The organism is Lysobacter humi (ex Lee et al. 2017), from assembly GCF_054781815.1.
Window position 1 is genome coordinate 271142 of sequence record NZ_BAAGTR010000012.1, and the last position, 17643, is coordinate 288784.

18 protein-coding genes are annotated in these 17643 nt (G+C 71.4%); 7 read left to right on the forward strand and 11 right to left on the reverse strand.

Going from position 1 to position 17643, the window contains the following annotated elements; all coding sequences use genetic code 11:
- Positions 1 to 62: 62 nt before the first annotated feature.
- The 8 genes from trpA to prmB form a co-directional block, all read right to left on the reverse strand.
- Positions 63 to 854: a tryptophan synthase subunit alpha gene (gene trpA / locus ACYVJJ_RS12280; RefSeq protein ID WP_460833948.1), complete on the reverse strand. Its 792-nt coding sequence runs from the start codon at positions 852 to 854 to the stop codon at positions 63 to 65.
- Between the two features lie 31 nt (positions 855 to 885).
- Positions 886 to 2106, reverse strand: a complete 1221-nt coding sequence (gene trpB, locus ACYVJJ_RS12285; protein WP_460833950.1) for a tryptophan synthase subunit beta — start codon at positions 2104 to 2106, stop codon at positions 886 to 888.
- 49 nt (positions 2107 to 2155) lie between these two features.
- Positions 2156 to 2824, reverse strand: a complete 669-nt coding sequence (locus ACYVJJ_RS12290) for a phosphoribosylanthranilate isomerase (RefSeq protein WP_460833952.1) — start codon at positions 2822 to 2824, stop codon at positions 2156 to 2158.
- Positions 2821 to 3654 (reverse strand): tRNA pseudouridine(38-40) synthase TruA, encoded by an 834-nt coding sequence (gene truA, locus ACYVJJ_RS12295; protein WP_460833953.1) that lies wholly within the window; start codon positions 3652 to 3654, stop codon positions 2821 to 2823. Before truA ends, ACYVJJ_RS12290 begins: the two co-directional genes overlap by 4 nt.
- Positions 3651 to 5339, reverse strand: a complete 1689-nt coding sequence (locus ACYVJJ_RS12300; RefSeq protein WP_460833955.1) for a FimV/HubP family polar landmark protein — start codon at positions 5337 to 5339, stop codon at positions 3651 to 3653. Before ACYVJJ_RS12300 ends, truA begins: the two co-directional genes overlap by 4 nt.
- Before the next feature lie 73 nt (positions 5340 to 5412).
- Positions 5413 to 6429 carry an aspartate-semialdehyde dehydrogenase gene (locus tag ACYVJJ_RS12305; RefSeq protein ID WP_460833957.1) on the reverse strand — a complete coding sequence of 339 codons (1017 nt, stop codon included), beginning with the start codon at positions 6427 to 6429 and terminating at the stop codon, positions 5413 to 5415.
- Between the two features lie 150 nt (positions 6430 to 6579).
- Positions 6580 to 7677, reverse strand: coding sequence for a chorismate synthase (aroC, locus tag ACYVJJ_RS12310; RefSeq protein ID WP_460833959.1), 1098 nt, complete (start codon positions 7675 to 7677; stop codon positions 6580 to 6582).
- A 10-nt stretch (positions 7678 to 7687) separates the two neighbouring features.
- Positions 7688 to 8629 (reverse strand): 50S ribosomal protein L3 N(5)-glutamine methyltransferase, encoded by a 942-nt coding sequence (gene prmB, locus ACYVJJ_RS12315; protein ID WP_460833961.1) that lies wholly within the window; start codon positions 8627 to 8629, stop codon positions 7688 to 7690.
- A gap of 86 nt (positions 8630 to 8715) precedes the next feature.
- Here prmB and ACYVJJ_RS12320 point away from each other — a divergent pair, with 86 nt between their 5' ends.
- Positions 8716 to 9360, forward strand: coding sequence for an SCO family protein (locus ACYVJJ_RS12320; RefSeq protein WP_460833963.1), 645 nt, complete (start codon positions 8716 to 8718; stop codon positions 9358 to 9360).
- Positions 9357 to 10202, forward strand: coding sequence for an archaetidylserine decarboxylase (gene asd / locus ACYVJJ_RS12325; protein WP_460833965.1), 846 nt, complete (start codon positions 9357 to 9359; stop codon positions 10200 to 10202). The genes ACYVJJ_RS12320 and asd overlap by 4 nt, the downstream gene beginning before the upstream one ends.
- Positions 10203 to 10313: 111 nt before the next feature.
- Here the strand turns inward: asd and ACYVJJ_RS12330 are convergent, their stop codons facing one another.
- Positions 10314 to 11858 carry a transglycosylase SLT domain-containing protein gene (locus ACYVJJ_RS12330; protein ID WP_460833967.1) on the reverse strand — a complete coding sequence of 515 codons (1545 nt, stop codon included), beginning with the start codon at positions 11856 to 11858 and terminating at the stop codon, positions 10314 to 10316.
- Between the two features lie 134 nt (positions 11859 to 11992).
- Between ACYVJJ_RS12330 and ACYVJJ_RS12335 the strand changes: the two genes are divergently transcribed.
- Genes ACYVJJ_RS12335 through greB form a run of 3 tightly spaced genes read left to right on the forward strand, consistent with a single transcriptional unit; the run spans position 11993 to position 14437 of the window.
- Complete coding sequence (locus ACYVJJ_RS12335; protein ID WP_460833968.1) at positions 11993 to 13465, forward strand: helicase HerA-like domain-containing protein; 1473 nt, start codon at positions 11993 to 11995, stop codon at positions 13463 to 13465.
- An 18-nt stretch (positions 13466 to 13483) separates the two neighbouring features.
- Positions 13484 to 13933: a hypothetical protein gene (locus ACYVJJ_RS12340; RefSeq protein WP_460833970.1), complete on the forward strand. Its 450-nt coding sequence runs from the start codon at positions 13484 to 13486 to the stop codon at positions 13931 to 13933.
- Positions 13934 to 13936: 3 nt separating this feature from the next.
- Positions 13937 to 14437 carry a transcription elongation factor GreB gene (gene greB, locus ACYVJJ_RS12345; RefSeq protein WP_460833972.1) on the forward strand — a complete coding sequence of 167 codons (501 nt, stop codon included), beginning with the start codon at positions 13937 to 13939 and terminating at the stop codon, positions 14435 to 14437.
- Here the strand turns inward: greB and rimO are convergent.
- On the reverse strand, positions 14428 to 15822 hold the full coding sequence (gene rimO / locus ACYVJJ_RS12350) for a 30S ribosomal protein S12 methylthiotransferase RimO (protein ID WP_460833974.1): 1395 nt from the start codon (positions 15820 to 15822) through the stop codon (positions 14428 to 14430). The two genes, greB and rimO, sit on opposite strands and share 10 nt — an antisense overlap.
- Positions 15823 to 15970: 148 nt before the next feature.
- On the opposite strand from rimO, the gene ACYVJJ_RS12355 reads away from it, so the two are divergent.
- Together ACYVJJ_RS12355 and ACYVJJ_RS12360 are read left to right on the forward strand one after the other, a co-directional pair.
- Positions 15971 to 16633: a dienelactone hydrolase family protein gene (locus ACYVJJ_RS12355; protein WP_460833975.1), complete on the forward strand. Its 663-nt coding sequence runs from the start codon at positions 15971 to 15973 to the stop codon at positions 16631 to 16633.
- Positions 16630 to 17067, forward strand: coding sequence for an HIT domain-containing protein (locus ACYVJJ_RS12360; RefSeq protein ID WP_460833977.1), 438 nt, complete (start codon positions 16630 to 16632; stop codon positions 17065 to 17067). The genes ACYVJJ_RS12355 and ACYVJJ_RS12360 overlap by 4 nt, the downstream gene beginning before the upstream one ends.
- A gap of 32 nt (positions 17068 to 17099) precedes the next feature.
- Here the strand turns inward: ACYVJJ_RS12360 and ACYVJJ_RS12365 are convergent, their stop codons facing one another.
- Entirely contained in the window at positions 17100 to 17630 is a 531-nt protein-coding gene (locus tag ACYVJJ_RS12365) for an RDD family protein (protein ID WP_460833978.1), read from the reverse strand.
- Positions 17631 to 17643 lie beyond the last annotated feature (13 nt).

Below are 17643 nucleotides of genomic sequence, written 5' to 3' on the forward strand. Positions count from 1 at the left end.
TTTCGGCCGACGAACGGCCAGCACGGCAGTGTAGCGCAGCGGCCGGAGCCGCCGGACGGGCGTCAGGCGTCGAGCGCGGCGCGCAACGGCGCGAGGAAGCCGCGCGCGGCGGCGGACGGGTCTGCCGCCCCCGCGATCGCCGCGACGAGCGCGCTGCCGACCACGACGCCCTCGGCATCGACCGCCATCGCGGCCGCGCTGCGCGCGTCCTTGATGCCGAACCCTGCCACCACGGGCACGGGCGACGCCTCGCGGATGGCACGCAGGCGCTCGCCCGCGGCCCCGGTGTCGAGACCGTCGGCGCCGGTCACGCCCGCGAAGCTCACGTAGTACAGGTAGCCGCGCGCGAGCGTGCGCAGTCGCGCGATGCGTGTGTCGTCGGAGGTCGGCGACGCGAGAAGGATCAGCGCGACGCCGGCCGTGTCGAAGGCGTCGCGGAACTCGTCCGCCTCCTCCGGCGGCAGGTCGACGAGCAGGATGCCGTCGACGCCGGCGGCCGCCGCCTGCTGCGCGAAGCGGGACGCGCCGCGGATCTCGACCGGATTCAGGTAGCCCATCAGCACGACCGGCGTGCCTTCATCCGTCTCGCGGAACGACCGAACGCAGCCGAGCACGTAATCGATGCCGGCGCCACGCGCGAGTGCGCGCTCGGAGCTGCGCTGGATGACCGGGCCGTCCGCCATCGGATCCGAGAACGGCACGCCGAGCTCGAGCACGTCGGCGCCCGCCTCGACAAGCGCGTGGAGCACGGGGACGGTCGCCTCGAGCGAAGGATCGCCGGCGGTGACGAAGGGGACCAGCGCCTTGCGGCCGGACGCGCGCAGCTCGGCGAAACGACGATCGATACGGTTCATGGATCTCGCAGGTCGGCGCCGTGGCGCCGGATCAGAAGACGAGGCCGTCGCGGGCCGCGATGGTGTGCACGTCCTTGTCGCCACGCCCGGACAGGTTGCAGAGCACGAGCGCGTCGCGCGGCAGCTCGCGGGCGAGCTTGATCGCCTGCGCGATCGCATGGCTCGACTCGAGCGCCGGCAGGATGCCTTCCAGGCGCGTGAGCCGGTAGAAGGCGTCCATCGCTTCGGCGTCGGTGACGCCGACGTAATCCGCGCGCCCGGTGTCCTTGAGGAAGGCGTGCTCGGGGCCCACGCCCGGATAGTCGAGGCCCGCGGAGACGGAATGGGTCTCGATGATCTGGCCGTCGTCGTCGCAGATCACATAGGTGCGGTTGCCGTGCAGCACGCCCGGCCGGCCGGCGGCGAGCGACGCCGCATGGCGGCCCGTCTCGATGCCGTCGCCCGCGGCCTCCGCGCCGACGAGGCGCACGGCCGCATCGTTGAGGAAGGCGTGGAAGATGCCGATCGCATTGCTGCCACCGCCGACGCAGGCGGTGACCGCATCGGGAAGCCGCCCGTATTCGGCGAGCATCTGTGCCCTCGCCTCGCGGCCGACGATCGCGTTGAAGTCGCGCACCATGCGCGGATACGGATCGGGGCCGGCGACGGTGCCGATGATGTAGAACGTGTCGCGCACGTTCGTGACCCAGTCGCGCATCGCCTCGTTGAGCGCGTCCTTGAGCGTCGCCGAGCCGCTGGTCACCGGCACGACGGTCGCGCCGAGCAGCTTCATCCGGTAGACGTTGATCTTCTGGCGCTCGATGTCGGTCGCGCCCATGTAGACGACGCATTCGAGCCCAAGGCGGGCCGCCACGGTCGCGCTCGCCACGCCGTGCTGCCCGGCGCCGGTCTCCGCGATGATGCGTGTCTTGCCCATGCGGCTGGCGAGCAGCGCCTGGCCGATCGTGTTGTTGATCTTGTGCGCGCCGGTGTGGTTGAGGTCCTCGCGCTTGAGCAGGATGCGCGCGCCGCCGACCTCGCGGCTCAGCCGCTCGGCTTCGTAGATCGGGCTCGGGCGGCCGACGTAATGCGCGAGATCGTTGTCGAAGGCCTCGACGAACGCGGGGTCGATACGCGCGGCGTCGTAGGCCTCGGCGAGCTCCTGCAGCGGACCCATCAGGGTCTCGGCGACGAAGCGCCCGCCGAACCGGCCGAAGTGGCCGCGCGCGTCTGGGAAGGCGTGGAAATCGGAAGGCTGGGCGACGGCGGACATCGGGACCACTGGGGCGGGCCGCGGCGGTGCGGCCCGCCAGTTTAGGCGATCAGCAGACCGCTGCGGTGCTGTCAGTGTGGCAGTCCGCGCGCCGCACTTCCTCGACGAACCGGCGCATCTTGTCGCCGTCCTTGATGCCCGGTTCGGCCTCGATGCCGCTCGAGACGTCGACGGCCCAGGGCGTCGCCGTGGAGACCGCCTCGAAGACGTTCTCGGCCGTCAGGCCGCCGGCGAGTGCATAGGGTTTCTGCAGGTCCTTCGGGATCTTGGTCCAGTCGAACGTGCGGCCCGTGCCGCCGGCTCCACCGGGACGATGGCTGTCCAGCAGGAAGCCCGCGGCGCCGGGGAACCGCAGCTGCAGGTAGTGCGGCGCCATGATCTCGTCGCCCATCGGCACGGCCTTGAGGTACGGCAGGCCGAAGCTGCGGCAGAAGGCGTCGTCCTCGCTTCCGTGGAACTGCAGCAGGCTCGGGCGCACCTGGCGGACGACGTCGCGCACCTCCTCCAGCGAGTTGTCCTGGAACAAGGCGACCGCATCGACCAGCGGAGCGAGCGCCTGGCGCATCGCGCGGGCCTCCTCCGGCGCGATGCGGCGGCTGCTCCTGTGCGAGAACACGAAGCCGATGCCGTCCACGCCGAGCTCGCAGGCCAGGCGCACGTCGCCCGGCCGCGTGAAGCCACAGAATTTGATGCGGGTCCTGAAGAGCGTTCGGTTCACAGGGTGACCTCGGGGGGAAGGTTCCAGTCCGCCGGATAGCGCGGGCCGAGAAAGACCAGGCCGGCGGACGGCGCGGTCGGGCCGGCGCGCGTGCGATCGCGACCGGCAAGGAGTTCGGCGATCCACCCTTCGGGTTTCTCGCCACGGCCGACCATCAGCAGGCTACCGACGATATTCCGGACCATGTGATGGAGGAAAGCATTGGCCTGCACCTCCACCTCCACGACCTCGCCGGTGCGTCGCACGAGGATCTCCTGCATTTCGCGCCGTGCATGCGTCGCCTGGCAGTGCACGGTGCGGAATGCGGAGAAGTCGCGCTCGCCGAGAAGCGACTGTGCCGCCCGGTGCATCGCGGTGGCGTCAAGCGGCCTTCGCTCCCAGGCGAGCATCTGCCGTTGCAGCGCGGGGCGCACGGCGCGGTTGACGATCCGGTAGACGTAGCGGCGGGCGCGCGCCGAGAAGCGTGCATTGAAGTCACCGGCGACGGGCACGCACCAGCGGATGCAGACCTCCGGCGGCAGGCGCGTGGTGCCGCCGAGCATCCAGCTGCGCGCGTCGCGCGCGGTGGTCGCGTCGAAATGGATGACCTGGCAGGTGGCGTGGACGCCGGCGTCGGTGCGCCCCGAGCAGGTCACCTCGACCGGGTGCCCGGCGATGGACGACAGCGCGTCCTCCACGGTCGCCTGCAGCGTGGGCAGCGGCGTGGGCTCGGGCATGCCATGCGGGCTGAGCCGCTGCCAGCCGCTGAAGCCACCGCCGTCGTACTCGACGGCCGCGGCCCAGCGCCTGCGTGGAACCTCGGAGGGAGCGCAGTCCGGGGTTTCGGTCATCCGATGTCGCGCAGCATGCGCGTGGCGACCGTGCGCGCGGTCGCGTCCTTGCCGTCGGCGACCTCGCCCAGCAGCCGGCGCGCGTTGTCGGCGTCGCCGAGGTCGAGGTAGGCCTGCGCGAGTTCGAGGCGGTCGATGTCGGTCTGCGGCGCGGCCTCCGCCAGGTGATCGACCGAACCGACCGCAGGTGCGGCAGCCGAGGCGCCGGCGGGCGCGGCCCAGCGCGGCGTCTCCGTCACGGCGGGCGCGGCGGCGGGGACCGGCGCCGATGCGGGCGCGGCGGCGGCCGGCTTGCGCTGCCAGGACGGCACCGCCTCCGGTGCGGGGGCCTTGTCGCGCGTCGTGGCCATCGGCATTGCCTTGGAGCCGGTCGCGGCAGGCGCAGACGAATTGGCGAAGGCATCGGCGACGGACGGCCTCGGCTCGGTCGGCACAAATGCAGGCCGCAGGCGGGCGCGGCGGCGGTTCCAGGCTGCGGCGGCGAGGCCGAGCAGCACGAGCGCGCCACCGGCGATCCACGGCAGCGGCGACGAATAGCCGGGATCCGCGGGCGCCTGCGCGCCCTGCTTCTGCGCCGCCGCCATCTCGGCATCCTTGAGCGCGATCAGCTTCTGCTGGTCGGCCTGGAGCTTCTCGAGGTCGGCGACGCGGCTGCGGAGCTCCTGCAGCTCGGCATCGCGCGCGGCGAGCGTCTCCTTCGTCTGTTGCAGTTCCTGTCGAAGCATGTCGCCCTCGCCTCCGGCCGCGATGCCGGACTGTGTACCCGCCGCGGCTGCACGACCGGCGCCGGGCGGGAGGATTTCGAGCCGCCCGCGCGGCGCGGCGGCCGGTGCGGCGTCGGGTACCGCCGCTGCGACGGGTGCCTGCGGCTGCGTACGTGCCTCGCGCCAGCGTCGGGAATAGGTACGCACCAGCGTGGCGGCCTCGCGTGCTTCGACGGCCTCGAGCTCCGCGCTGGCCGGCACCCGGAGGACCGCACCGCGCCGCAGCTGGTTGATGTCGCCGCCGATGAAGGCCCCGGGATTCGCGCGCAGCAACCCGATCATCGTCTGCTCGGCCGTCGCGCCGTCGGGCGCGACCTGCGCGGCGATGCGGGAAAGCGTGTCGCCCTGGCGCACGCGGTAGTTCGCGGGCGATTCCGCCGAGGTCGCGGCGACCGGCGCCGCCGGCGTGGCCTCGGGGACCGGTGCAGGACGCGGCGCCTGCGGGGCCGGCACCACCACCGGTGGACGCTCGATCACCTGCGGCGTCGCGACCACCGGCGCCTGCACCGGTTCGACCGGCGCCGCGGCGACCGAGCCCGGCGTATCGACCACGGCCGAGTACTCGCGGACCAGACGCCCCTGCCCCCAGTCGACCTCGACCAGGAACGTGAGCACGGGCTCGGTGACCGGCTGCGAGGAGGTCACGCGGATGATCGGGCGGCCGGCGGCGTCCTTCGCCACCGTGAACTGCAGGTCCGCCACGACGCCGATCGGCGGCTCGAGCCCCACGCGCGTGAACGTCGACGGCGAGGCCAGCGAGGCCTGCAGCTCGACGAGCTCGTTCGGATCGCTCGTCACCACCGGGATGTCCGCCACGAGCGGCTCGCCCGGCGCGGAGCGCACCTGGATCTGCCCGAGCCCGAGCGCGGCCGCGGACCCGCTCGCCAGCGCGAGCGCCAGCAGGCAGGCGGTACGCGTCAATTGCCTCACAGGCCGTTCTCCCCGGGTTCCGCGCAGACTCTAGCCGCCGGCGTCACCCGCGGGCAATCGCCGATCATTCGGCGATCACGAGTTCGGCGAGCTGCACGGCGTTCAGCGCCGCGCCCTTGCGGATGTTATCGGCGACGACCCACAGGGCGAGGCCACGCGGATGCGAGATGTCCTCGCGCAGCCGGCCGACGTAGACAGGATCGCGGCCCGAGGCATGCGTGACGGGCGTCGGATAGCCACCCGGCACGCGCTCGTCGACGACCTCGACGCCCGGTGCCTGCTGCAGCAGCTCGCGGGCGCGCTCGACGGTGAGCTTCTGGCGGGTCTCGATGTGCACGGCCTCGGAGTGGCCGTAGAACACCGGCACGCGGACCACGGTCGCGTTCACCTGGATCGACTCGTCGCCGAGGATCTTGCGCGTCTCCCAGACGAGCTTCATCTCCTCGGTGGTGTAGCCGTTCTCGAGGAAGTCGCCGCCGTGCGGGATGACGTTGAAGGCGATCTGCACCGGATAGACCTCCGGCTGCGGATCCTGGAAGTTGAGCAGCCGCGCGGTCTGCTTGCCGAGCTCCTCCAGGGCGCGCCGGCCGGTGCCGGAGACCGACTGGTAGGTCGCGATGTTGATGCGCTCGATGCCGGCCTCACGATGCAGCGGCGCGAGCGCCGTCAGCAACTGCATGGTCGAGCAGTTCGGATTGGCGACGATCCCGCGCGGACGGTTCCGCAGCGCGTCGGGATTCACTTCGGCAACGACCAGCGGCACGTCCGTGTCGTGACGGAAGGCTGACGAGTTGTCGATCACCACCGCGCCTGCCGCGGCGAACTTCGGGGCGAACTCCTTCGAGACACCACCACCCGCGGAGAACAGGGCGATGTCGATCCCCGTCGGATCGAACGTGGCGAGATCCTCGACGGTGATCTGGCGCGCGCCGAAGTCGAGCTTGCCGCCCGCGGACCGCTCGCTCGCGAGCAGGTGGAGGCGGCCGATCGGGAAGCGGCGCTCGGCGAGCACCTTGAGCATCGCTTCGCCGACCGCACCGGTGGCGCCGACGACGGCGACGTTGACTGGCTTCTGGGACATGTCTGGATCCGGAAAAAGAGGGAGTTCGGGTCGGGCCGTCGCGGACTGCCGACTATGGCGGCGCCGCGCATCGCGCGGAAGAGCCGGCCGCACGGCCGGTGGATGCTTGCTGCGGCGCAGGCCGCGCGCGATCGCGCGTCGGACTGGCCGCTATCGTTTCGACGGCACGTCGCCGCACTGCGCGCGATGCCGCAGCGCCTGGTCCATCAGCACGAGCGCGACCATCGCCTCGCAGATCGGGGTGGCGCGGATGCCGACGCAGGGATCGTGGCGCCCGGTGGTGACGACCTCGACGGCCGCGCCGGTCGAATCGACGCTGTCCACGGGCAGGCGCAGGCTCGACGTCGGCTTGAACGCGACCGAACAGCGCAGCGGTTGCCCGGTCGAGATGCCGCCCAGGATGCCGCCGGCGTGGTTGCTGTCGAAGACCGGCGTGCCGTCCGGCCCGGGCCGCATCGCGTCGCGATGCGCGCTGCCGAGGCTCGACACGACATCGAACCCGTCGCCGATCTCCACGCCCTTGACCGCATTGATGCTCATCAGCGCCGCCGCGAGTTCGGCGTCGAGCTTGCCGTACACCGGCTCGCCCCAGCCGGCGGGCACGCCGTCGGCGACGACGTCGACGCGCGCGCCGACCGAGTCGCCGGACTTGCGCAGGGCGTCCATGTACGCCTCCAGCATCGGCACCTCGTCCGCACGCGGCCAGAAGAACGGATTCGATTCCACCGCCGACCAGTCGGGCCCCGCCGCGTCGCCCGGGCGTGCGCGGTGCTCGCCGATCGCCGACAGGTGCCCGCGCACGACCACGCCGCGCCCGGTGAGCCATTTCTTGGCGATCACGCCGGCGGCGACGCGCATCGTGGTCTCGCGCGCGCTCGAGCGGCCGCCGCCGCGCGGATCGCGCAGGCCGTACTTCGCCTGGTACGTGAAGTCGGCATGGCCCGGGCGGAACTGCTGCGCGATCGCGGCGTAGTCCTTGCTGCGCGCATCGGTGTTTCGCACCAGCAGCGCGATCGGCGTGCCGGTGGTGACCCCCTCGTACACGCCGCTGAGGATCTCGATGTCGTCCGCCTCGCGACGCTGCGACGTGTGGCGGCTGCGGCCGGTCGCACGGCGCTCGAGGTCGTGGCGGAAGTCGTCGGCCGCGATCGGCAGGCCCGGCGGGCAGCCGTCTACCACGCAGCCGATCGCGGGACCGTGGCTCTCGCCGAAGGTCGTCACGCGCAGCAGGTGGCCGAAGGTGTTCATGCGCCCGCGCTCAGCGCGCCGGCTCGCGGGCGTCGGCGAGCTCGCGGATGCGCTCGTGATGCGCGACGAGGTCCGCGCGCTCGACGACGAAGATCCCCATCTGGCCGACCTTGAACTCGACCCAGGCGAGGTGCAGCTCCGGCAGCAGCCGGCAGAGTGCCTCCTCGGCCTCGCCGACCTCGCAGATCAGCAGGCCGTCCTCGGTAAGGTGGTCCGGCGCGTCGCGCAGGATGCGCAGCGCGAGGTCGAGGCCGTCGTCGCCCGCGCGCAGGCCGAGCTCGGGCTCGTGCGAGTATTCGGGCGGCAGCGCGTCGGTCTCGTCGTGCGTGACGTAGGGCGGATTGGTGACGACCAGGTCGAACACCTGCCCCTGCAGCGCGGAGAACAGGTCGGACTTCACGAACTCGACGTTGCGAGCCAGCAGGCGCTCGCGGTTCTCGTGTGCCAGCGTGAGCGCGTCGTCGGAGATGTCGACGCCCACCACCTCCCAGTTCGGCTGGTAGTGGCCCATCGCGATCGCGATGCAGCCCGAGCCGGTGCACAGGTCCGCCGCGCGCTGCACGTAGCGCTCGCCGAGCCAGGGCTGGAACCCCGAAAGGATCAGTTCGGCGATCGGAGAGCGCGGTACGAGGGCGCGCCTGTCGCTCTTGAACGAGAGGCCCGCGAACCAGGCTTCACCCGTCAGGTAGGCTGCAGGTACGCGTTCTTCGATGCGGCGGCGGAACAGGGCGAGCACGCGCTCCATCTCCTCCTGCGTGACGCGCGAGGCGCCGTAGACCGGGCTCAGGTCGTGCGGCAGGTGCAGCGCATGCAGGACGAGCTGGGTCGCCTCGTCGAGCGCGTTGTCGTAGCTGTGGCCGAACGTGAGGCCCGCGGCATTGAACAGGCTGCCGCCGTGGCGGATGAGGTCGATGATCGAGACCTGCTGGAAGGTCGGGAGACCTGCGTTCATGGCCGGCGCTGCGTGGAAGGCCCGCGATTATAGCCGCGGGGCCGCGGGTTAGACTGGGCAGCCGCCTGCGTCAGGGTTCTATCGACATGTTCAACCGGACCACGCTCCTCGTGCTCGTCGCCGCCGTCGCGGGCGGCCTGGGCCTCGTGGCCGCGCGGAACGTCTTCGATCGACCCGCCGTGTCGACGAAGCCCGCGACCAAGGCCGTGCACCTGCTCGACCCGCCGCGTGAGATCCCCGCGTTCTCGCTGCGCCAGTCCGACGGCACGCAGCTGGTGCCCGGGGAGCTCAAGGGCCACTGGACGCTCGTCTTCCTCGGCTTCACGCACTGCCCCGACATCTGCCCGACCACGCTCGCCGAGCTGTCGAAGGCGCAGAAGCGCTGGGAGTCGATCCCGGAGGCGATGCGCCCCCGTGTGCTCTTCCTCTCGGTCGACCCCGAGCGCGATGCGCCGGACCGCATCGGCGAGTACGCGCATGCCTTCCATCGCGACACGATCGCCGCGACGGCCGACGTCCCGGCGCTCGAGCGCTTCACGCGCTCGATCAGCCTCGTCTTCGCGAAGTCACCGCCGGAGCCTGGCGCGCCTGCCGACGCCTACAGCATCGACCACAGCGCGACACTCGTCGCACTCGATCCCGAAGGCCGCATGGCCGGCATCATCCAGCCGCCGCTCGATCCCCTCGCGATCGCGGCCGACTTCACCGCACTGACCGCCGCCCGCCGATGAGCCTCGTCACCCGACTGACCTATGCCCTGCCCCATCGGCTGCTCTCGTCGATGGCGCGTGCGCTCGCCTACTCGAGCAATCCGCGTGTCAGCCGGTGGCTGATCGACACGGTGACGCGCAAGTTCGGCGTCGACCTGCAGGAGGCCGCGCAGGCCGACCCGCGGTCGTATCCCACGTTCAATGCGTTCTTCACCCGATCGCTGAAGCCCGGCGCGCGCCAGGCGCATGCGGATGCGAACGCCCTGCTGATGCCGGCCGACGGACGCATCAGCCAGTGCGGGCCGATCCGCGCCGGCGAGATCTTCCAGGCGAAGGGCCGATCGTTCACGGCGGCAGAGCTGCTCGCCAGCGAGGCCGATGCCGCGCCCTACCGCGATGGCGTGTTCGCGACGGTCTACCTCTCGCCGCGCGACTACCACCGCGTGCACATGCCCTGGACCGGCACCCTCCGGCGCACGGTCCACGTGCCCGGGCGCCTCTTCAGCGTCGGGCCCAATGCGGTGAGGCTCGTGCCGCGCCTGTTCGCGCGCAACGAGCGGCTGGTCTGCCATTTCGACACCGACTTCGGGCCGATGGCCGTGGTCATGGTCGGCGCGCTGCTGGTGTCCGGCGTGGAGACGGTCTGGAGCGGCGTCGAGATCCCGCAGTACGGCGACCGCGTCAACGAGAAGACCTACGAACCGGGGATCACGCTCGAGCGCTTCGCCGAGATGGCGCGCTTCAACTACGGCTCGACGGTCATCGTGCTGCTCCCCGCGGGCGTCGCCGAGCTCGACCCGGCGCTCACCGCGGAGTCCGCCGTACGACTCGGCGAGCGGTTGGCGACGTTGCGGCGGGCCTGATCCGTCGCAACGCGAAGGTCATCCGACCGGTCGCGTCGCCACGGCCGTCCTCGTCGCCCTGCGGCCGCCGACACTCCAGCGGCGCCTCTGGCGCGGATCGCGCCGAGCGCGTCAGCCGCGGCAGCCTTCCAGCCGGAGCGCCTGCCCCGGACGGATGCGGTAGCCCGGGCCATCGATCGCATTCGCGCGCGCGAGCGCATCGATCCCGCATTCGAACTTGCGCGAGATCGAGAACAGCGTCTCGCCACTCTGCACGCGGTACTCGCGTGACGGCGTCCGTGACGAGACGGGCACGCCGCTGCCGGATGTCGTGTCGCTGCCCGTCGGCTCCTCGCTAGCGGCCGGCGGCGCCATCGGCACCTGCGCCGGGACCGGCGCCGTGCCGCGCACGATCGCGCGGTCCGGCTGGCTCGCCACCAGCGTGCGTGCGAGGTCGGCGCGCGCGCCATTCGTGCACCAGCGCCCGTACAGGCCGACGATCTTCGTGGTCGCCGCGAGGCTCGTGCCGGCCGGCAGGTACGTCGAGGCCTCGTAGCGCGGATTGAGGTTGCGCAGCGTGCGCATGTAGCCCTCGCGCGTGCCCTGGTTGCCGAGGCAGATCGTCAGCTCGTAGATCGAGCTCGGCTTCTCCAGGCGCAGCGAGGCGGGCTTCGCATCCACCTTCGGGAACGTCAGGCCGTACTCCTCGGGGTGCAGGTAGAGCCACGCGGCCGCGATCACCATCGGCACGTAGTCGCGCGTCTCCGCCGGGAACTCGTTGTAGACGGATTCGTCCCAGAAGCTGCGGCCGCCGTTCTCGCGATGCACGCGCCGCGCTCGGCCTTCGCCGCCGTTGTAGCCGGCGAGTGCGAGCTCGATGTTGCGGTTGAGCTCGCCCATGCGCTCGTTGAGGTACTCGGCGCTCGCCATCGCGGCGGCGCGCGGGTCGTAGCGCGTGTCGAAGCCCGAGCCGTCGTTGCCGAGGCCGAAGCGGCGGCCCGTATCGGGCATGAACTGCAGCGGGCCCGCGGCCCCGGCGCGCGAGGTCGCATGGACCTTGCCGTTCGACTCCTTCGCCATGATGCCGAACAGCAGCGCCTCGGGCAGGCCCGCCCGCTCGAACTGCGGTGCCATCAGGTGGCGCATGTACTGGTAGTTCTCGTGGCTCGCGATGAGCGAGCCGCGCATGTCGGTGAGCCAGCGACGGATCGCATGCTGCACGGCCGGATTGAACTCGACCATGCGGTCGAAGCGATGCTCCTCCGAAAGCAGGGCCGCCGCGCGCGCGGCCTCCGGCACCGCGGCGGTAAGCGTGCCATGCGCATGGACCGGCTCGCCGGCGACCTCGATCTCACCGCCCGCATCCACGCCCCGCTTGAGCAGGCGCTTGTAAGTCGCGAGCATCGAATTGACCGGGCAGTCGCGCAGCTTCATGCAGGCGTTGACGGCGTCCTCCATGTCCTCGAGCGCGGCATCGCCCTCGCGCTGCGCCGCCGGATCGCCGTTGCCTGCGGCGACCATCGCGTTCGAATAGCGCGTCTCGGCCGCCTGCATGCGCGATGCGAGCGCATCGACGGCCGCGGCCTCGCGCTTCGATGCGGCGACGGCCGTCGTGCACGTGCCCAGCAGCAGCATGATCGCGAGCGGCAGCCGGCGGCGGTCGAAGACATCGGTCATGTGAAGGCGCCCGGAGCGTGATGGGGACGTGAGCGTAGCCCCCGCCTCCGAGATGTCGCAAGGACGCGCACCGCGTTTCGAGCCTGCCAACGCCGCATGGTTAGAATCCGGTCATCTCCATGACGCATCGCCTGATGACCGCATCGATCCTGCTCGGCAAGACACCGTCGCCCGCGAGCCGACCGAGCGAGCTGCCGGCGCGCTCCGGTAATCGCCATGGCCTCGTCGCCGGCGCGACGGGAACCGGCAAGACGGTCAGCCTGATGACGCTCGCCGAAGGCTTTTCGAAGCTCGGCGTGCCGGTGTTCATGGCGGACGTGAAGGGCGATGTCTCCGGCCTCGCGATGCCCGGTACGCACTCCGAGCGGCTGCAGGCGCGCCTCGACGCGCTCGGTATCACCGACCATGTACCCGCCGCCAACCCCGTCGTGTTCTGGGACCTCTTCGGCGTGAACGGCCATCCGGTGCGCGCCACGGTGTCCGAGGTGGGCCCGCTGCTGCTTTCGCGCATGCTGCAGCTCAACGAGACGCAGGCCGGCGTGCTCGACATCGCCTTCCGCCTGGCCGACGACGACGGGCTTCTGCTGCTCGACCTCGAGGACCTGCGCGCGCTGCTCGCGCACGTCGCGGAGAACCGGAAGGAGATCTCGACGCGCTACGGGCTGGTGAGCGCGCCGTCGATCGCCGCGATCCAGCGCGCGCTGCTGCGGCTCGAATCGGACGGCGGCCGGCATTTCTTCGGCGAGCCCGCACTCGACCTGGCCGACCTGATGCGCGTCACGCCCGACGGCCGCGGCGTGATCGGCGTGCTCGCCGCTGACAGCCTGATCCTCAAGCCGCGCCTGTACTCGACGTTCCTGCTCTGGCTGCTGTCCGAATTGTTCGAACAGCTGCCGGAAGTCGGGGACGTCGACCGTCCGAAGCTCGTCTTCGTCTTCGACGAGGCGCACCTGCTGTTCGACGATGCCCCACCGCTGCTGCTGCAGCGCGTGGAGCAGGTCGTACGGCTGATCCGCTCCAAGGGCGTCGGCGTCTATTTCTGTTCGCAGTTCCCCGATGACGTGCCGGGCGAGATCCTCGGCCAGCTCGGCAACCGCATCCAGCACGCGCTGCGCGCATTCACGCCGCGCGACCAGAAGGCGGTGCGCGTCGCGGCCGAGACGTTCGTGCCGAATCCCGCGATCGATGTCGAGGCGACACTGACGCGCCTCGCGATCGGCGAGGCACTCGTGTCCACGCTCACCACCGAGGGCGTGCCCACCCCGGTGGAGCGCGTGTTGATCGCCCCGCCGCGCTGCCGGATCGGCCCGGTGACGCCTGCGGAGCGGCAGCAACTGCGTGCGACCAGCCCGGTCGGCACGCGTTACGACATGGCGGTCGACCGCGAGTCGGCCGCCGAGATGCTCGAGCGCCGCGCGGCCGCCATCGAAGCGGTACCGACGCCCGCACCGGCGCCCGCTGCTCCGCGCGCGGAACCGGCGCGACGCGCCTCCAACCGGCAGGGCATCGTCGAGACCATGGCCAAGCAGGCCGCGCGCACGGTGGGCAGCCAGATCGGCCGCCAGATCGTGCGCGGCCTGCTCGGCGGCCTGTTCGGACGTCGCTGAAATTCACAGGAGAACCCGATGAAGCAGATCCTCGTTCCCGCCCTGCTCGCCCTCGCGATCGCCCCCGGCTGCAGCCGTGAAGACGCGTCCGCGCCCACCGAGCGCGCCGCGGCCAGCCCGGCCGACGCGCCGTCGCCCGGCGTTTCCACCCCGGTCCCGGCGCCCGGCGCAGCGCCCGCGGATGCCGGCCAGGCACCGTTCGACATCGGCGCGTTCTCCGGAACGTTCGCGAACGGCCGCACGCGGCTCGAGCTCAGCGCGGACGGCACGTACCTGCTGGACGCCGAGGGCGAGTCCGGCCGCGGCACCTGGACGCACGAGGCCGCCACCGGGCTGATCCGGCTCGACCCGGGCACCAAGGACGCGCTCGACCGCGTCTTCCGCGTCCAGGGCAACGACACGCTCGCCCCGGTGTCCGACCCGGGCCAGGCACCGCTGCCGGTGCTCGCGCGCCTGGCGACGTCCTGACGGATGGGTCGCTGGCGTCCCCCGGCCGAGCGCAGCACCGCGCTCGTCACGCGCGCCGGCTTCGAGCGCCTGAAGGCAGAACTCGACGAGCTCTGGCGCGTGAAGCGCCCGGAGATCGTGCGCGCCCTCGCCGCCGCCGCGGCCGAGGGCGACCGCTCCGAGAACGCCGAGTACACGTACCGCAAGAAGCAGCTCGGCGAGCTCGACCGCCGCGTGCGATACCTCAGCAAGCGCGTGCCCGCGCTGCGCGTGGTCGAGGACATGCCGGCCGACCGGGAGGCCGTGTTCTTCGGCGCGCGCGTCGAGGTCGAGGACACCGGCACGGGCGAGACGCTCGCTTACCGGTTGGTCGGCCCGGACGAGGCCGATCCGTCGTCGGGCGACATCTCGATCGACTCGCCGCTCGCCCGCGCGCTGCTGAAGAAGCGCGTCGACGACGAGGTCGAAGTGCAGCTGCCCGCCGGCCCGCGGCGGGTCGCGATCATCGGCGTCGACTACGCCTGATCGAGCAGCGGCAGCGCGCCGATGCGCTGCGCGTCCTCACCGGGAAGGAGCGCCTCCCCATAGAGGTCGTGCTCGTCGCTGCCCATGATCTCGACGTCGCAGAACTCGCCGACGCGCAACTCGGCCTCGACGGCGTTCTGGATCTGCACGAGGCCGTCGATCTCGGGCGCATCGGCCTTTGAGCGCGCGTAGGCGAGGTCGCCGTCGATGCTGTCGACGAGGCAACGCTGCACGCTGCCGATCTTCGCCTCGAGGCGCAGCGCTGAAATCTCTGCCTGCCGCTCCATGAAGCGCGCGAGCCGCTCCTGCTTCACTTCGTCCGGCACCGGATCCGGCAATGCGTTCGCCGCGGCCCCTTCCACCGGCGAGTACGCGAACGCGCCGACGCGGTCGAGCTGCGCCTCGTCGAGAAAATCGAGCAATTCCTGGAATTCTGCCTCGGTCTCGCCGGGGAAGCCGACGATGAACGTGCTGCGCAGCGTGAGGTCCGGGCAAATGCGGCGCCAGTTCTGCACGCGCTCCAGCGTCTTCTCGACCGCACCGGGGCGCTTCATCAGCCGCAGCACGCGCGGGCTCGCATGCTGGAACGGAATGTCGAGGTACGGCAGCACCTTGCCCTCGGCCATCAGCGGGATGACGTCGTCGACGTGCGGATACGGATAGACGTAGTGCATGCGCGCCCAGACGCCCAGTTGCGAAAGTCCCTCGCAGAGCGACTTCATCCGCGTCTGGTAGCTGCGGCCGCGCCATTCGCGCTCGGCATAGCGCAGGTCGACGCCGTAGGCGCTGGTGTCCTGCGAGACCACGAGCAGCTCGCGCACCCCACCCATCACGAGCTTCTCGGCCTCGCGCAGCACCTGGTCGACCGGGCGCGAGACGAGATCGCCGCGCATCGACGGGATGATGCAGAAGCTGCAGCGGTGGTTGCAGCCTTCGGAGATCTTCAGGTAGGCGTAGTGCTTCGGCGTCAGCTTGATGCCGACGTCGTCGTCCGCGGCGCGGCGCGGCAGCAGGTCGGTGAACGGATCGTGCTGCGGCGGCAATGCGGCATGCACCGCCGACATCACGCTCGAATAGTCCGCCGGGCCGCTGATCGCGAGCACGTCGGGGTGCGCCTCGCGAATCACGTCCGCGCGCTTGCCGAGGCAGCCGGTGACGATCACCTTGCCGTTCTCGGCCATCGCCTCACCGATGGCGTCGAGCGATTCCTCCACCGCCGAGTCGATGAAGCCGCAGGTGTTGACCACCACGACGTCGGCATCGTCGTAGGTCTGCACGATGTCGTAGCCCTCCACCCGCAGCTGGGTGAGGATCCGCTCGGAATCGACGAGGGCTTTCGGGCAGCCGAGGCTGACGAAACCCACCTTGGGGTTGGAGAGGGACATGGCGTGGTCGTCTGGGGGCGGTCGATCGACGGCCCGGGAGCGGCGCGAGCGCGCGGCGGGCGGCCAGTATAACGGCGGCCCGCCGGGCCGCTGGAGCCGGCGCATCGCCACGGCCGCTAGACTGCCCTGCCCTGCACAGAGCCGCGCCATGCACGACTGGACCCTGCTCGAGACCCCGCACGGCGCCGTGCGCGCCTGGCGCGCCGATCCGGTGGCGCCGCCACGGGGTGCGGTCGTGCTGGTGCAGGAGATCTTCGGCGTCAACGCGCACATCCGCGACGTCGCGGCGCGCTTCGCGGGCGCGGGCTGGGCCGTCCTCGCGCCATCGGTCTGCGATCCCGTGGAAGCGGCCGTGGAACTCGACTACGACGACGCCGGCGTGGCCCGGGGGCGCGAGCTGGTCGCGGCGCTGGGCTTCGACCGCGCGGTCGATATCGTGGGCGCGGCGGCGGGGGCACTGGGCGCGGAGGGCCAGCGCGTGGCGGTCGTGGGGTTCTGCTGGGGTGGCAGCGTGGCCTATCTCGCGAACGCACGCCTCGGGCTGCCGGCGGTGAGCTACTACGGCGGACGCACGGTGCCCTACCTCGACGAGCCGCCGCGCGCACCACTGCTGCTTCACTTCGGCGAGCGCGATCCGATCATCCCGCCCGAGCACGTCGCCCTGCATCGCGCGCGCCTTCCCGGCGCCGAAATCCACGTCTACCCCGCGGGCCACGGCTTCAACTGCGACCGCCGCGCCGACTACGACGCCGATTCGGCCGCGATCGCCTGGGCGCGCACGCTCGCCTTCCTCGACGAGGTGAGCGCATGACCGCGTGGTCGCTCCACCCGCGCCTGCGCGACGACACGCACCACGTCGTATCGCTCGCGCTCGCGGACGTCCTGCTGATGGACGATGCGAACTACCCGTGGCTGATCCTCGTGCCGCGCGTCGCGGGTGCCGTGGAATGGGTGGGCCTTGATCCCGCCGATGCGCATCGCCTGCTTGACGAGATCACGCTCGCGAGCGCGGTGCTGCGTGAGCTGGTCACGCCCGACAAACTCAACGTGGCCGCGCTCGGCAACGTGGTCGCGCAACTCCACGTCCACGTGGTTGCGCGATTCGAGGGCGATGCGGCATGGCCGCGTCCGGTCTGGGGCGCGGTGCCCGCGCGTGCGTACGACGCTCGAGGGCTCGGCGAGCGGCTGGACCGCCTGCGGGCCGCGTTCGCCCGCCACGCCGTCGCCGGCGTTTCGTCAGGCTAGCCCGCGCGCGCGGTCGACACGTGCCGCTTCGCTCAGGCGTACGCGGGCCGCACGTTGACCACCCGGGTGCCGGCGATCAGGTCGTGTCCGCAACGGCGGTCGTCGCGGAAGATCAGCAGGCTGTCGACGAAGCTCAAGAGCGTGCCCAGGAACGGAATCAGGCCGACGGCCTGCATCGGCACGTACCGGCGGAGCAGCAGATACGGCAGCGACGGCTGCGCGCCGTCGAGGCGGACGATCCGGATGCGAAGCACGCGCTTGCCCCAGGTCTGCGCGCTCGTGTGCAGCGGATAGCCCTGGATCGCCACGAAGACCGCGAAGCCGAGCACCCCGGCGAGCATCTTCGTCCCCAGTCCGGCCAGCGGGCCCTGCGTCGCGTTGGCCATCATCTCGGACCACAGCCCCGTCGCGAACATCAGCGGGAGCATCACCATGCCCATCAGCAGCGTGTCGAGCAGCACGGCGGCGAGGCGTTCCCCGCGGCCAGCGAGCACCTCGTCGCCGGTTGCGGGGATCCCGGCGACGTCAGCCGCGGGGCGGGTATACGGATTCGCGCTATCCATCGGGTCCCTCCGG

Bases quoted from the DNA above. Each gene is read 5' to 3' on its own strand.
- ACYVJJ_RS12355 (WP_460833975.1), top strand. From the start codon at position 15,971: ATGCACGACTGGACCCTGCTCGAGACCCCGCACGGCGCCGTGCGCGCC.
- ACYVJJ_RS12340 (WP_460833970.1), top strand. From the start codon at position 13,484: ATGAAGCAGATCCTCGTTCCCGCCCTGCTCGCCCTCGCGATCGCCCCC.
- rimO (WP_460833974.1), bottom strand. From the start codon at position 15,822: ATGTCCCTCTCCAACCCCAAGGTGGGTTTCGTCAGCCTCGGCTGCCCG.
- aroC (WP_460833959.1), bottom strand. From the start codon at position 7,677: ATGAACACCTTCGGCCACCTGCTGCGCGTGACGACCTTCGGCGAGAGC.
- truA (WP_460833953.1), bottom strand. From the start codon at position 3,654: ATGACCGAAACCCCGGACTGCGCTCCCTCCGAGGTTCCACGCAGGCGC.
- ACYVJJ_RS12360 (WP_460833977.1), top strand. From the start codon at position 16,630: ATGACCGCGTGGTCGCTCCACCCGCGCCTGCGCGACGACACGCACCAC.
- ACYVJJ_RS12305 (WP_460833957.1), bottom strand. From the start codon at position 6,429: ATGTCCCAGAAGCCAGTCAACGTCGCCGTCGTCGGCGCCACCGGTGCG.
- ACYVJJ_RS12365 (WP_460833978.1), bottom strand. From the start codon at position 17,630: ATGGATAGCGCGAATCCGTATACCCGCCCCGCGGCTGACGTCGCCGGG.
- prmB (WP_460833961.1), bottom strand. From the start codon at position 8,629: ATGAACGCAGGTCTCCCGACCTTCCAGCAGGTCTCGATCATCGACCTC.
- trpA (WP_460833948.1), bottom strand. From the start codon at position 854: ATGAACCGTATCGATCGTCGTTTCGCCGAGCTGCGCGCGTCCGGCCGC.
- trpB (WP_460833950.1), bottom strand. From the start codon at position 2,106: ATGTCCGCCGTCGCCCAGCCTTCCGATTTCCACGCCTTCCCAGACGCG.
- ACYVJJ_RS12320 (WP_460833963.1), top strand. From the start codon at position 8,716: ATGTTCAACCGGACCACGCTCCTCGTGCTCGTCGCCGCCGTCGCGGGC.
- ACYVJJ_RS12335 (WP_460833968.1), top strand. From the start codon at position 11,993: ATGACCGCATCGATCCTGCTCGGCAAGACACCGTCGCCCGCGAGCCGA.
- greB (WP_460833972.1), top strand. From the start codon at position 13,937: ATGGGTCGCTGGCGTCCCCCGGCCGAGCGCAGCACCGCGCTCGTCACG.
- asd (WP_460833965.1), top strand. From the start codon at position 9,357: ATGAGCCTCGTCACCCGACTGACCTATGCCCTGCCCCATCGGCTGCTC.
- ACYVJJ_RS12330 (WP_460833967.1), bottom strand. From the start codon at position 11,858: ATGACCGATGTCTTCGACCGCCGCCGGCTGCCGCTCGCGATCATGCTG.